Below are 13,481 nucleotides of genomic sequence, written 5' to 3'. Positions count from 1 at the left end.
GCCATTTGCACCGTCTACACTTTAGCCCATGAAACGCTATGTGCGGTGTTGCCTGATTTTCCTAATTAGCTTGGCGCTTCCCCTTAGCGGGATGGCGGGTGTTCAGGCATCGACTGAACCATGCCCGATGAAAACCATGGGTATAGCGATGATGGATGGTATGGGTCAAGACTGCTGCCACGACATGAAAAGTACCGCTGAGCATGGCAAACCTTGTAAGTCGGGCCAGGAATGCAAAACGGGCGGCATGCTGCAAGTCTCGATCATCAAGCCTCCTATTACCTTGTCCAGTCCAATCGTTCTGCCCTTCTCCAGCCATTTCCCACTCGTACAAACCCCTTCTGGGTTATGGCGACCTCCCCGTACTTGATTCCTGTACCACACTGAGCCTCATTCCGCGTTAGCGGGATGGCATATCTGCGCGCATGTCTTATGAAGCGCGCGGTGGATCATCACAGGAATCGTGAACATGAACTCCAACTGCTTTTGCACAGGTTGGTCCCTCGTGGCCGGCCTGGCGGCAAGCGTACTGGCATTGCCGAGCCTTGCTGGTGCATTGACACTCGATGAAGCGCTGCGGCTGGCCGAAAACAATGCACCGTCGTTGACCGCACAAGACGCCAAAATTCAAGCAGCCACCAGTGCGGCCATTCCCGCCGGCGAACTACCCGATCCCAAGCTACTGCTGGGCTTGCAGAACTACCCCATTGGTGGTGCCGACAGATGGAGCATCGACCAGGACTTCATGACCATGCAAGTGGTCGGGATCAGACAGGAGATGCCCAACAGCGATAAGCGCAAAGCACGTATCGAGGTCGCGGATGCGGCTGTTGATCGAGCGTCCGCTGAGCGTCGAGTGGCGCGTCTGAACGTCCGACAGTCCACGGCATTGGCCTGGATCAGTAGCTACTCGGTTGAGCGTAAAGATGCGATGTTCCAGGACTTCTACAAAGAAAACCGTCTTCTGACCGATACCGTCAGATCTCAGATTGCGGGTGGCCGCGCCCAACCCGCCGATGCGGTGACACCTAAACAGGAAGCTGCCCAACTGGCGGAGCAGCAGGATGATTTAGTTCGCCAACGTGCACAGGCCCGGGCGGCCCTCAAGCGCTGGATTGGCCCAGCTGCCAATGACAAACCGGCGGGCAGCTTGCCTGATTGGCCCATTGAAACCTCTGGATACTCCCATAAGCTGCAACATCACCCTGAATTGGCGGCGTATGTGCCGATGACCCGTGAAGCACAAGCCAAGATCCGTGAAGCTGAGGCGGAAAAGCAATCTGACTGGAGCTGGGAATTCGACTATCAGCATCGAGGCAAACAATTCGGTGACATGGTTAGCGTCCAGTTTTCATGGGATCTCCCGCTGTTTCCTGACTCTCGGCAAAACCCCAAAATTGCGGCAAAGCACGCCGAACTCAACCAACTTGAAGCTGAGCGGGAAGCTCTGTCGCGCGAGCATACCCAGCAACTGGAGGATGAGTTGGCCGACTACGAGCGACTCAATCGTGCAGTCACCCGTAATCAGGAAAGCTTGTTGCCGCTGGCTAAAGAAAAGGTTGAACTCACCATGGCTAGCTACCGTTCCGGCAAAGGTGATTTGAACTCGGTTGTGGCCGCCCGACGCGAACTCATCGAAGCCCGTCTCAAGCAGATTGACGTTGAAGAGCAACGTGCTCTCACCAGCGCTCGCTTGTATTTCTCTTACGGGGAGCCCGCTCAATGAATTTCAAAGTATGGAAAGGGACTTTAGTTGTCGGCATCTCGATTGCCTTGGGTGTTGCCGGAGGTTACTGGTTAGCCCAACCGCGAATGAGCGAAGTAGCTGGTGTCGAGCCGGATCAGGAAGCCAAAGCCTCTCCCGATCGAAAGGTTCTGTATTGGTATGACCCCATGTACCCACAACAGAAATTCGATAAACCGGGTAAGTCACCCTTCATGGACATGCAGATGATCCCCCAATACGCAGATACCAAGGGGGACAGCGGCGGCATTCGAATTGATCCAAGCCTGACTCAGAACCTTGGTGTGCGACTGGCTAGTGTCAGTCGAGGGGTATTTGCCTCGACACTGAACGTGGTAGGTGTTCTGGCCTTCAACGAACGGGACGTTGCAGTCATTCAGGCCCGTACGGCGGGTTTTGTCGAGCGCGTGTACGCCCATGCACCTGGTGATGTGCTGAAAGTGAATGCAGCCTTGGCAGATATCTTGGTGCCGGATTGGGCAGCTGCTCAAGAGGAATTTCTCGCCCTCAAGCGTAGTGGCGATGCTGACTTGCTGACAGCGGCCCGCCAGCGATTGAGGCTCACCGGAATGCCAACTAAGTTAATTGCTCAAGTTGAGCGCAGTGGCAAAGTTCAACCGAACCTGACTCTGACCAGCCCTATTGGTGGTGTGCTTCAAGAGCTGAGTGTGCGTGAAGGTATGACGGTGGCCGCAGGCGAGACGCTCGCGCGTGTTAATGGTTTGAGCAGTGTCTGGCTGGCCGTGGCGGTACCAGAGTCGGAGGCTGGGTCAATCGTCGTAGGGCAAGCAGCCGAAGCGCGTTTGTCCGCGCTCCCTGGAGTTGTGCTCAAGGGCGTCGTCAGTGCGATTCTTCCGGAAACCAGTTCGGACAGTCGCACACTTCGCGTTCGAGTTGAGTTACCCAATCCGGATGGCCGACTCAGGCCAGGTTTGACCGCGCAGGTAAGTCTCAATCGTTCGACGGAGCAAAGTGTTTTGTGGGTGCCGAGCGAGGCCGTCATTCGTACCGGTCGACGTACGTTGGTCATGCTCTCTGAAGACGCTGGTCGATATCGCCCGGTGGAGGTGCAGTTAGGCCAAGATAACGATGGCAAAACGCTGATATTGAAAGGCTTGGAAGAGGGGCAAAAAGTGGTGACTTCTGGCCAGTTCCTTCTCGACTCGGAGGCCAGTCTCAAGGGCGTTGTCGCAAGCTCACTGGACGTTTCGCCATCTACTGTAACCGCAGGCGCTTTGCATGAGGCCGATGGTCAGATCGTTGAGATCAACGACAAAGAAGTCACGCTCGCCCACGGTCCCTTCAGAACATTGGGTATGTCAGGCATGACGATGACTTTCCCTCTCGCCGCTCCAGCTCTGATGAAGGGTCTTAAAACGGGCGACAAGGTTCGGATCGCTGTCAGCCAGACGGAAGATGGTCTGCGAGTTGAGCGTCTGGAACGCTTTGGGAGCCAGCCATGATCGCGGCCCTTATTCGCTGGTCGGTGGCTAACCGCTTTCTTGTGTTGCTGGCGACGCTGTTTGTCACGGCATGGGGGATCTGGGCGGTTCAAAGTACGCCCATTGACGCATTGCCAGACCTGTCGGATGTTCAGGTAATTATCCGTACACCATATCCAGGCCAAGCCCCACAGATCGTAGAAAACCAGGTCACCTATCCATTGGCAACCACTATGCTCTCTGTGCCTGGTGCCAAGACTGTGCGCGGTTATTCCTTCTTTGGCGACAGTTTCGTTTACGTACTATTCGAAGACGGAACTGACTTGTACTGGGCCCGCTCGCGCGTATTGGAATATCTGAGCCAGATACAAAGCCGGCTTCCGGCCAGTGCCAAGCCCGCATTAGGACCTGATGCCACTGGGGTTGGCTGGATTTTCCAGTACGCCCTGGTAGACCGAAGCGGCGGGCATGACTTGGCGCAGTTACGTGCCTTGCAGGACTGGTTCCTCAAATTCGAGCTTAAGACCCTACCGAACGTTGCGGAAGTGGCCACGGTGGGTGGCATGGTAAAGCAGTACCAGGTGCAGCTTGATCCGGTGAAGTTGGCCAGCTTGGGGATCACGCAGTCTGAAGTGACCGAGGCGATCGGCAAGGCCAATCAGGAAACTGGTGGGGCGGTGCTGGAGATGGCGGAGACCGAGTTTATTGTGCGGGCTTCCGGGTACTTGAAGACCCTCAATGACTTTCGTGCTATCCCACTCAAACTGGGCACGGGTGGTGTGCCGGTCACTCTGGGCGATGTTGCCACGATTCAGATGGGGCCTGAGATGCGTCGAGGCATCACCGAACTCGATGGCGAAGGTGAGACCGTCGGCGGCGTGGTAATTCTGCGCAGCGGTAAGAATGCTCGAGAAACCATTGCGGCGGTCAAGACCAAACTCGACGAGCTGAAAAGCAGTCTGCCGGCGGGGGTAGAAATCGTCACCACCTACGACCGCAGCAAGTTGATTGATCGTGCCGTGGAAAACCTCAGCCACAAGCTGATCGAAGAGTTCATCGTCGTCGCGTTGGTCTGCGGAATCTTTCTCTGGCACCTGCGTTCATCTCTGGTGGCAATCATCTCCCTGCCGGTTGGGGTGCTGATCGCCTTCATCGTAATGCGCTATCAGGGTATCAACGCCAACATCATGTCCCTTGGCGGGATTGCCATCGCCATCGGCGCCATGGTCGACGCTGCCGTGGTGATGATTGAAAACGCCCACAAGAAGGTCGAGGCTTGGCACGTGGCTAATCCTGGGGAGGAACTGAAAGGTGAACGTCATTGGCACGTGATGACTGAAGCGGCTGCCGAGGTAGGACCCGCATTGTTCTTCTGTCTGCTGATCATCACCCTGTCGTTCATTCCGGTGTTCACGCTGGAGGCTCAGGAAGGACGTCTATTCGGTCCATTGGCGTTCACCAAAACCTACGCTATGGCCGCAGCGGCTGGACTGTCGGTAACTCTAGTTCCGGTGTTGATGGGGTATTGGATTCGCGGACGAATTCCTAATGAGCAACAGAATCCGCTAAATCGCTGGTTGATCCGGATCTACGAGCCCGCTCTGGACGCCGTATTACGTCGACCTAAAGTAACGCTGCTGGTTGCATTGCTAGTCTTTGTCAGCGCGTTGTGGCCGATCTCTCGTCTGGGTGGTGAGTTTCTTCCCCCGTTGGACGAAGGGGACCTGCTCTATATGCCGTCAGCTCTGCCTGGATTATCGGCGCAGAAGGCCGCGCAACTGCTTCAGCAGACTGACCGTCTAATAAAGACAGTTCCAGAGGTCGAACACGTTTTCGGAAAAGCCGGCCGCGCTGAAACCGCGACTGACCCGGCACCGTTGGAAATGTTCGAGACCACCATTCAATTCAAACCACGCGAGCAGTGGCGCCCAGGCATGACCCAGGAAAAGCTCGTTGAGGAGCTAGAACAAGTGGTGCGTGTCCCAGGATTAACCAACATCTGGATACCGCCTATTCGTAACCGTATCGACATGCTGGCCACCGGCATAAAAAGCCCGATTGGCGTGAAGGTTGCCGGTACCAACCTGACGGAGATCGATGCCGTCACCCAAGCCATCGAGCGTGTTGCCAAGGACGTCTCAGGTGTCAGTTCAGCGTTAGCCGAACGACTGACCGGTGGCCGCTATATTGATGTAGATATCGATCGCAAAGCTGCGGCACGCTATGGGTTAAATATTGCCGATGTGCAATCAATCGTGGCCGGCGCAATCGGCGGTGAAAACGTCGGGGAGACGATTGAAGGGTTGGCTCGTTTCCCAATTAACGTACGTTACCCTCGTGAGTGGCGGGATTCGCTCGGCGCTTTGGAGCAGTTGCCGATCTACACCCCGCTAGGCAGCCAGATCACCCTTGGCACCGTGGCGAAGATCAAGGTCAACGACGGGCCGCCAATGCTCAAGAGTGAGAACGCACGGCCTTCAGGCTGGGTGTACATCGATGTGCGTGGCCGGGACATTGCCTCCGTAGTCGCCGATCTACGCCGGGTCGTCAGTGAGCAGGTCAAGTTGCAGCCCGGCATGAGCCTGAGCTACTCAGGTCAGTTCGAGTTTCTCGAAAGGGCCAACGCACGACTCAAACTGGTGGTGCCTGCCACGCTGTTGATCATCTTCGTGTTGCTCTACCTGACATTTGCACGCCTTGATGAGGCTTTGCTGATTATGGCCACGCTGCCATTCGCTCTCACGGGCGGGGCATGGTTTCTCTATCTGTTGGGATTCAACCTGTCGGTTGCCACCGGGGTCGGCTTTATCGCCTTGGCCGGTGTTTCTGCCGAATTTGGCGTGATCATGCTGCTCTACCTGAAAAATGCATGGACCGAGCGTCAAGACCTCGGTGACAACACAGAACGCGGGTTGATGGCCGCGATTTGTGAAGGCGCTGTCCAGCGCGTTCGACCTAAGGCTATGACCGTGGCAGTGGTTATCGCTGGTTTGTTACCTATACTTTTGGGAGGCGGTTCCGGTAGCGAGGTTATGAGCCGCATTGCCGCCCCGATGATTGGCGGTATGGTTACGGCACCCTTGCTATCGCTGTTTGTGATCCCGGCGGCCTATCACCTCATGCGTCGTCGACACTTGTCCGTTGAGCCTGGCAAGCACTGACGCGTAAAAACGCATACGAAAGGGGCTGCGCTTGCAGCCTCGTTTGAGCTGCACAGCTCGTTTTCATCAGTCTTACATGCGCTGTGGTCAGTGCCATTACCCACCAGCACTTGCCAGAAAACGAACGCCGCCACCACCGCCTTTCGATGAGCCAAAAAAGCATCCTGCTAAAAGGCGACTCAGCATTCGTCACCCTCAGATCTCTCTTGAAATCGGGACGAATGACCCTAATATGATCTTATCTTGCCATCATCGTTTTCAATCATGGATGTTTTTCGGGGGTCGGTCGAAATGGCAGAAAAAGAAGACGCTAAGCCCGCGAGCGGGCGCTTTAACACGAATGATGAGACGAAGCGGATCGTATGGACACAGACCGCTGGTCATTGTGAACTGTGCGGTACGGATCTAACGTTCGACTATCGTGCCGGCAAGCCAATGAAATGGGGCGAAGTGGCGCATATCTTACCCGCCAGTCCCAAGGGGCCTCGGGGACGCGCGGATCATGATGCTGAGGCGCACACTAACGATACTGCTAACCTGATGCTCCTGTGCCCAGGCTGTCATGACAAAATTGATCGTGACGCAGATGGCTACCCTGAAAATGATCTGAGCGGTTTGCACCAAGCGTACCTTGAACGCATCCGACTCGCCGCAACGACCCCCGATGGTGGCAGAGCCATTCCTCTCATCGTCCAGAGTCAGCACTTTCAGACGATCAACGATATCCCCGTTCGCGATCTGTTGGCTGCGATGTCCGCCGAGGGATTAACCGCCTTCGATCAAGGCATCAAAATCGCCTTCGCTGCGCCCGGACCACGTGGCAGGGACACTACCTATTGGCAGAACGTCAAAGACAGCGTCCAGTATGAGCTGGAGCAGCAACTCAAACGTCGCGGCGGCACTTATGGCGATTCGCCCGCGCTAGCAGTAGTCGGCTTGGCCGACATTCCGGCCTTGATGATGTTGGGCCAGAGTATCGGCGACCGTTCCAAACGCTTGATCTTCTCTTTTCATCGCGAGCATCTTTTGCGCTGGCCCGATCAGTCTGCTGAGCCGCCTAGTTTTCTGTTTACGCCTCCACCCAACGGCGATGGCCCACTGGCGTTGGTGCTCTCCATTTCTGCGCAAGTTCCAGTACGCGACGTGACCGACGCTCTACCCGGTGCACGTATTGCAGAGCTGTCGATCCCAGAACCAAGCTACGCGATGGTACAGAACCGTCGGGTGATTCATGCTTTTCGCGACGCACTTCAAATACGACTGAGCCAGCTTGAGGCTCTGACTCCTGACCCCATCCACGTCTTCGCCGCCATTCCTGCGGCATTGGCCATCGAGTTTGGCGCGTTGCTCACAACACAGCATCAACATACATACCTGATCTTCGATCGGGACAAAGAAAACCAAGATCGGTTTACGCAAACACTGCAATTGGGTCCCGTGGCCCAGGAGGCTATGTAATGCTTTTGAGCAACGAACAGACCAAGCGCAGCAGTTGGGAATATTTTCTGCTTCGCGCCGCGAGGGAGATCTCGCTGTCGGAAGCGCAGTACGAAAAAATCAATGACCGCTACTCCCAACTGGAAAAAATCCTCTCGGCTTCCGACAATCCGTTGCTCGCTGAGGCTCATATTTTCGTTCAGGGCTCAATGCGGCTGAAAACGACCATTAAGCCAATTCCCGGGGCGCCTGCGGATCTGGACACCATTGATGCGGACGCGATTATCTGGCTCCCTCACGCTCAAGGCGCTGGTGCGAAGGAAGTTCTAGAGGCGATTGAGCAGCGTTTTAGGGAAGGCTCCCGCGTTCAGGAAGAAGTTAAGCAACTACGTCGTGGTATTCGAATCGTTTATGCAGACGAAAATCCAGGTTTCCACATCGATGTCACACCTGCCCGGGCGATCAACGGAAATGGCGAAGCAAACGGCGAGGGTAAGCTTGAGGTTCCGGATCGAGTCACAGGATGGAAAGCGAGCAGCCCTATTCCTTACTCGAATTGGTTGCAGGTCGCTTCCGCCCAGGAAATCTCTCTGGAAAGCTTAGTGGTTGCCAAAAGCCAGCGGATGCTTGATGCCGCGACCCAAGATCCTTTGCCGCATTATCAGGATTACATCGATCAAGATCCCCTGCGTGCGACCATTAAGCTGCTCAAGCGGCATCGCGATGAATGGGCCATCAAGACAAGGAGCGCTGATACTCGCCCAATATCTGCGGTCATCACCACTCTAGCCACGCACGCATACCTGGATGTCGTAAAGGAGTCGCAGTCGAAGCCTCTGGCACCGCTCGATGCAATTTTGGAAATCGTTCGCAGAATGCCGCAGCACATCGCGCATAGAGGTAGCGACTGCTATGTCTGCAACCCTGCCGATAACGGCGAAAACTTTGCAGAGAAGTGGAATCGACCGGGCGAGGGGCAAGGCTACCGTCAGGCATTCGCCAAGTGGCATGCGGACGCCAGTGCATCTGTGTCATTAGGTTTGGAAAGTTTTGAATCCAATGACTCCTTTGCCGAGGCAGTGAAAAAGAACTTCGGTATTGCGCCGGCGTTCATCACGGCAGTGAACAATGAAATCCCTGCGAATTGGACGATGCCCGGTCGACCGGATGGCACTACTCGAAACTCTGCTTCGATGGGTTCGCTCTTCGGAGGGGCCAGCGGTGGCGGAACCTCTCAGTCGAGCGTAAAGCCAGTTGGACGCCTTGGCTGATCCTATTAAGACACCATTGCAGCGCGGAATCGCCGCACTGCGTAACACCCTAGGTCAGGATGCTGCCGATGCATTGCTCCAGCCCGCACCCATGCGGGCTGACGAAGCGGCGTGCTTTCACTTCCCCTTGCCCACCGATTACACGGGGCAGGAGCGGCGACTGCGTATAGGTTTCCCCTCCAACTTTCCCCGCGGGCTCTTGCGGCTGAACGTCGAACCCTCTCCATGGCTGGTTTGGCCGCATGCCACTAAGTCGGGGCTTTGCCTTCATGGCTTTCAGGAACGCCCCATCATGGGCTCCCCGGAGGTCGTGGTAGAGGACAGCCTTGCTCGCTTGGCCCAGATCGTTTCGTTGTCCAAGATGGGATCAAACCAGGCAACACGCGATATCGAATTTCAGAATGAGATCACTACCTACTGGTCGTTTCAGCACGGGCAGTCATTCCAGAACCTCTTACTGTTGGATCGACCTCAGGCTGCCTCGCAGTTGTTTGCGCTCAGCGATCCGCGCCGAGCTGTGCCATCCGGTCAGGAAACGGTTTGGTTAGCATCGAATGTAGCTGCACTCAAAGGGCATTACCGACGGGTCGTCGGGCGCTCTGCTGTCATTCGTGCGGCCGAAACTCCCGGTTTTTACGTCAAGCTTCAGACTTATCCGGATATCCGCACCCCGGATCCAGAAGATTTATTGCTGTGGCTAAAGCCACACCTTCAACCAGACGATGCCGAGCAATTGCTGGCATGGTTTGAGCTGCATGGAACGTTGGCGAGTCGATGGATTGTTCTGGAGCTTCCAGGAGGCGCAGATGCTCCAACATATTGTCTCAATGTGCGTTCGCTCGGTGTACAGCAGGAGCGGGGGGCAAAGTTTGGCTTGCGTACAGCTCGCCGGCGGCCAGCTATCGCAAATGCTCATCCTCCGGCGCTCGTCCGAGCAACTGCCCTGGATGTGCTTGATCGAGCGTCTATCCTGTCCCGCGATATAAGCGGCACTGCACAGCACCTTGAAAATGCTCGAGTCGTTTGTGTTGGCGTTGGCTCATTAGGCAGTACGGTGGCAATACAATTGGCACGATCCGGTGTCGGCCACCTTACCCTCATCGATCCTGACACTTTGGTGTCAGCCAATCTGGGGAGGCACGTTCTGGGAGCGGATAGCCTAGGGAGGCTGAAAGCCTCAGCGTTGAGGGACAAGATTCTGTTAGATCTTCCGACGACAGAATGCACCGCTTATTCGACTTTTGCCGAAGTAGTGATGAGTAGCAAACCAGAAGTGTTCGATAACGCAGATCTGGTGGTGATCACGACAGCAGACTGGCAGTCGGAGGTCACTGTATGGCGAACCAAATCCAGCGGCGCTCCTTGGGGGCTTTTACAAGCCTGGAGCGAACCGTATACCCAGGTCGGCCATGCTCTATTCGCACCAGGCGGCACCTTTGATGGCCGTCAGTTGTTCACGGACGTCGGCGATTTTTTGCATAGATTTACAGAGTGGCCGGGAGGCGGTGTTGTTCCACTGCCCGCGTGTGGCGAGAGCTTTATCCCAGGCGGCTCGCTGGGAATGACCAATATCGCCTCTATGGTGTCGCACACGGCCTTACGCGCATTGACCGGCAAGATCGCCACTGCATCTTGGGTCAGCAGCATTTATAGGCCTGAAGATGTGCTGAGCCTAGGAGGCCAATACCATGGGCCCAAACTGCCAGAGGGGACGCAGCAAATCCTACTCGAACGCGGATGGCCGGAAGATAAGGACGAAATGGTATGACGGATATCGCATGGCGCTGGCGATGGCCGGAGGTGGACTCCGAGCTATTGGTGTCCCAGGCGGTCGCGGACATCTTGGATAGTCATCGGCAGGGCCTTTTTGGCGTGGAGCGAGGTGGACAGTTATTCGTCAACCCTGTTGATCCGAAAGGTTTGCTGCTGGCCTTGGCCACGTTGCCTCATCGCGCCGATCGGTCAGGCTGGTCTTGGCTAGAGTTGGATGCGGCGCGGTGCCGTCAGGAGATCCAGGCTGCCAACGAACAAGGGTTACGCCTGGTGGGCTATTGGCATACGCATCCCCAATCCGTTCCGGTGATCTCTCCGGCAGACATCGGTAGTTTCTCCAAATTTGCTGCACGTTACACGCAGGATCTGCCGCACCCAATAGCCATTATTGTCGGCAAGTCCGAAAAACCAGAAGGTATCAAGGCGTGGTCGTTCAGGGACGGCAGATATGTTGAGGCAACCTGGGTCAGATGAACTTCAAGTCAGTGCGGTGGAAGGCAGGTCAGCGTTTATAGTTACCCGCTAGCATTAGGGCGAAGAGCTCTGCCTGAAAGCGGGCATCATCCAATGCGTTATGGTTCGGTTCGCTGAGTGGCTTCAGCGCAGCGGTCATTTTGGATGATTTTGTTTCCTTCCAGCTGCAACCTACAGCGCCCATAAAGTAGGCCTTCATGTCGATAGCGGTAAAACCAAAGGGGTTGGTTTCCAGGTATTTGTGGAAGTAGTAATTGACGAATGACCAGTCAAACGGTGCATTGAGTCCTACGAAAATGACCTTTTGCCCCGTTTGGCAGGACGATCTCAGCCACTGATCAAATGTCAGCATCGCCTGTTGCGGAGCGAGACCCTCGCGCTCCAGCTTCTCCAGACTCAGCCCCGATACTGCCAGCGCTTCGGGGTCGTGTTTCGGACTGTCAGGCCGTAGTTCAAGATATATGGACGTTTCAGGTTGGGCTACAAGACAAGCTCCAATGGAAAGCAGACTGTAATCGCCTGGTATAGGCCCAGAAGTCTCGACGTCGACGGAAACATAAAGCTCATTAGGGTGCATGTCATATCCTTTCGTGTAGTTAACTGATCACGCTCAGGCTCTTAGCCATGTGAAGGTGGAAAGGCAGGTATATCCATTGCCCCATTTTTTGCTGTTTCACTCGCTATCCGGCGTTCGAGCAGCGGCAGTGCCTGTCTACCAGCGGATTGCGCGTTCCTTTGGTCAGCTCTGGGCCCAACCATGATGATGTGTGTCATTCTCTGATGGCGGATGAGGGCCGGACGATCATGAGTGAAACTGAGCGTTGGATAGTAAAATCCCAGAAAACTGAGGACGGAACTGGCGACATCATCATTGATCTGCCTCAAGAGTTGCTTGACCAAATGAGGTTAGGTGTTGGGGACGACTTGGAGCTAACGGTATTGAATGGCACATTAGTCCTGACGCCCGTCCGCAACGCAACATCAGTGCGGCCCATGTTTGCTGGCGTCCTGCGTCAGGATGCCAGTCATGCTTACCGCATGCGTCTGGAGACGCTTCTTCATATTTCTGTCAATGCTTCGGATCTGGACATTCACGACATGATAGTAGCTGGCTTCTCGGCCAGCCTGATCAAAATGCTTTGTGATGATGGAACCCTCAGCGACGAAGAACGCGACAGAATCATTCAACCCAAAACGCTCAAAACAAAACTGTCAGCCAATCAGCTTTTAACGTCGCATGAGAGCGATCGCCTGTTCCGTTTTGCACATATTACCGCTATGGCCGAGGTGGTCTTCGGTGACAAAGGGAAGGCCAAACATTGGCTTTCCAAACCCAAAGCCCGTTTTTTAGGAGAAAGCCCATTGGCGATGGTCACTACAACCTTTGGCACACATCTAGTCGAAGAAATGCTGATTCAAGTGTCTGAGGGCATGTCATTTTGATTCAGTCGCAGCCAAACGGACTCTACCGCTCCTTGAGTAACATGGATTTCATGCACCAATACCGGCGTCGCATAGCCGAATACGGCATGCACGGGCATCCATGAAGCACTAGGTTTCACCCGCATCGGCACCTACCGCTAGGTAGGGTTCACGCACGGCAATGGTATAGCTGTGTACTGGCGCAAACCACTTTATCCGGTGACAACTCGATAGAAATCATCCCGTTCAGTGAGATGAAGGGAGAAGACGGAACAGCCATGAGATCACCCTGCTGCTATCCGTCGGCATCGGAACCTGGTGATCCGCTGGGAGCTAAGCTGAATGATGCTTCTCGTTCGAATCGGTTTTTTGGATCGGCAGGAGGTACAAATGAATTTGGCAGATTATGTTTCAGTGCTTTCTGCAGGCGAGAAAATAGACGGATGCCAACTCGCCCCCTCAGATGCAGTGGCTTTCGCCAGTCTGCATTTTCCTTCCCGTGCCTATTGTCTTGTTGCTGATTGGGCAATATTGGATCTCGACATTACAACACGTCAGCGAAAAGCCATTACGGATAGACAGCTAATTCCTGCTCTCGTTTACGCTTTGACCGTTATCCAAGACAGTAAAGGCCGCTTCCCGCCTGGTGATTGGGTCCGATCAACGCTGGGTGTTTCCTTCACCAATGACTGCTTATTTCGAAGGCGGCCGCAAAAACTGAGTGCAACACCTCACCCTCCGGTAAGGTGCCGCCATG

General features: G+C 55.1%; 11 protein-coding genes. 10 read left to right on the top strand and 1 reads right to left on the bottom strand.

Annotated elements, in window-relative coordinates; translation table 11 throughout:
• The first annotated feature begins 28 nt into the window (after nucleotides 1-28).
• The 8 genes from KL786_RS29740 (at nucleotide 29) to KL786_RS26045 (ending at nucleotide 11,302) form a co-directional block, all read left to right on the top strand.
• A complete protein-coding gene (locus KL786_RS29740; RefSeq protein WP_080761980.1) occupies nucleotides 29-370 on the top strand; it encodes a hypothetical protein in 342 nt (113 codons plus the stop codon).
• A 99-nt stretch (nucleotides 371-469) separates the two neighbouring features.
• Nucleotides 470-1,726 (top strand): TolC family protein, encoded by a 1,257-nt coding sequence (locus tag KL786_RS26075; RefSeq protein ID WP_032856639.1) that lies wholly within the window; start codon nucleotides 470-472, stop codon nucleotides 1,724-1,726.
• The gene (locus KL786_RS26070) at nucleotides 1,723-3,207 is read left to right on the top strand and encodes an efflux RND transporter periplasmic adaptor subunit (RefSeq protein ID WP_032856640.1); all 1,485 of its coding nucleotides are present in this window, start codon (nucleotides 1,723-1,725) and stop codon (nucleotides 3,205-3,207) included. The genes KL786_RS26075 and KL786_RS26070 overlap by 4 nt, the downstream gene beginning before the upstream one ends.
• Nucleotides 3,204-6,347 (top strand): efflux RND transporter permease subunit, encoded by a 3,144-nt coding sequence (locus KL786_RS26065; protein WP_032856641.1) that lies wholly within the window; start codon nucleotides 3,204-3,206, stop codon nucleotides 6,345-6,347. The genes KL786_RS26070 and KL786_RS26065 overlap by 4 nt, the downstream gene beginning before the upstream one ends.
• A gap of 291 nt (nucleotides 6,348-6,638) precedes the next feature.
• Nucleotides 6,639-7,805: an SAVED domain-containing protein gene (locus KL786_RS26060; RefSeq protein WP_032856642.1), complete on the top strand. Its 1,167-nt coding sequence runs from the start codon at nucleotides 6,639-6,641 to the stop codon at nucleotides 7,803-7,805.
• Nucleotides 7,805-9,055, top strand: coding sequence for a nucleotidyltransferase domain-containing protein (locus tag KL786_RS26055; protein WP_019334920.1), 1,251 nt, complete (start codon nucleotides 7,805-7,807; stop codon nucleotides 9,053-9,055). Before KL786_RS26060 ends, KL786_RS26055 begins: the two co-directional genes overlap by 1 nt.
• Nucleotides 9,039-10,823: a HesA/MoeB/ThiF family protein gene (locus KL786_RS26050; RefSeq protein WP_032856643.1), complete on the top strand. Its 1,785-nt coding sequence runs from the start codon at nucleotides 9,039-9,041 to the stop codon at nucleotides 10,821-10,823. The genes KL786_RS26055 and KL786_RS26050 overlap by 17 nt, the downstream gene beginning before the upstream one ends.
• On the top strand, nucleotides 10,820-11,302 hold the full coding sequence (locus tag KL786_RS26045; RefSeq protein WP_019334922.1) for a Mov34/MPN/PAD-1 family protein: 483 nt from the start codon (nucleotides 10,820-10,822) through the stop codon (nucleotides 11,300-11,302). The genes KL786_RS26050 and KL786_RS26045 overlap by 4 nt, the downstream gene beginning before the upstream one ends.
• A 28-nt stretch (nucleotides 11,303-11,330) precedes the next feature.
• Here KL786_RS26045 and KL786_RS26040 read toward each other — a convergent pair whose 3' ends face one another.
• The gene (locus KL786_RS26040) at nucleotides 11,331-11,879 is read right to left on the bottom strand and encodes a 3'-5' exonuclease (RefSeq protein WP_032856644.1); all 549 of its coding nucleotides are present in this window, start codon (nucleotides 11,877-11,879) and stop codon (nucleotides 11,331-11,333) included.
• Nucleotides 11,880-12,106: 227 nt separating this feature from the next.
• Here KL786_RS26040 and KL786_RS26035 point away from each other — a divergent pair, with 227 nt between their 5' ends.
• A complete protein-coding gene (locus KL786_RS26035; RefSeq protein WP_224793261.1) occupies nucleotides 12,107-12,745 on the top strand; it encodes an antitoxin Xre/MbcA/ParS toxin-binding domain-containing protein in 639 nt (212 codons plus the stop codon).
• Between the two features lie 369 nt (nucleotides 12,746-13,114).
• Nucleotides 13,115-13,481, top strand: a 367-nt coding sequence (locus KL786_RS26030; protein WP_215519415.1) for a DUF6957 family protein, incomplete at its 3' end; no start/stop codon positions are given.

Origin of the sequence: Pseudomonas sp. TAE6080 (assembly GCF_018732265.1) — a bacterium.
Lineage (GTDB): Bacteria > Pseudomonadota > Gammaproteobacteria > Pseudomonadales > Pseudomonadaceae > Aquipseudomonas > Aquipseudomonas brenneri.
The sequence above is the reverse complement of the archived record's forward strand: the minus strand, read 5'-3'. Positions and strand labels throughout refer to the sequence as shown.